The organism is Streptomyces ipomoeae 91-03 (assembly GCF_000317595.1).
In the GTDB taxonomy this organism is placed as follows: Bacteria; Actinomycetota; Actinomycetes; order Streptomycetales; family Streptomycetaceae; genus Streptomyces; species Streptomyces ipomoeae.
Window position 1 is genome coordinate 1 of the sequence record NZ_AEJC01000526.1, and the last position, 699, is coordinate 699.

1 protein-coding gene is annotated in these 699 nt (G+C 74.4%); it reads left to right on the plus strand.

Going from position 1 to position 699, the window contains the following annotated elements; translation table 11 throughout:
- On the plus strand, nucleotides 1–595 hold a 595-nt coding region (locus STRIP9103_RS50270), incomplete at its 5' end, for a ricin-type beta-trefoil lectin domain protein (RefSeq protein ID WP_048821490.1).
- Between the last annotated feature and the right edge of the window lie 104 nt (nucleotides 596–699).

A 699-nucleotide genomic window follows, 5' to 3' on the forward strand; every position in this document is an offset into this window, starting at 1 on the left:
GTGGTCCTATGAGGAGGACGGCCTGCTGCGCAGCGTCGCCAACCCTGAGCTGTGCCTGGACTCGCAGGTCGACGCCGGTGTCGTCGTCCTCGGCACCTGCGCCGACGAGGACTCCAAGCGCGGTGACGACGTGCGCTACGACTTCACCGTCCGGGGGGAGTTGCTGCCCCGGTGGAGCGAGGGGCTCGCCGTCGCGCCCACCGAGACGGAGCCCGAGGCCGATGTCGTGGTCAAGGTCCGGGATCACTCCGACGCGCAGCGCTGGCTCACCGACGGGGTGACGGCCAGCCCCGAGTCCCTGTCCGTCTCGGGCTCCGGGGCGCCCACGCCCGAGACCGAGCCGGTCACCGACGAGCCGACGGCCGACGACGCCTCCCCGACGCCGGGTGGGGAGCGGACGGTTGACCCGGCGCCGGGGGCCGCGCCGGGGGTGGAACAGGACGGCTCGATCATGTCGATCGGTGACGGGGCCGGCGACGGGGTCGGCGGCGGTGACACGAGTGCGGAGTCCGAGGCCGGCTCCGACGTGGGGCTTCCGCTCGTGACAACACTCCACCTCCCGGTCGCGGGCCTCCTCCCGGGACCCGACCTGTAGCCCCGGAGCCACGCCGGGTTTCACGCCCCCGCCGCCCCTACCCGTCCCTTCCCCAGGGGCGGCTGCCCCTTCGACCCCACTGCGCCTGAGAGCTCGGGGGGACG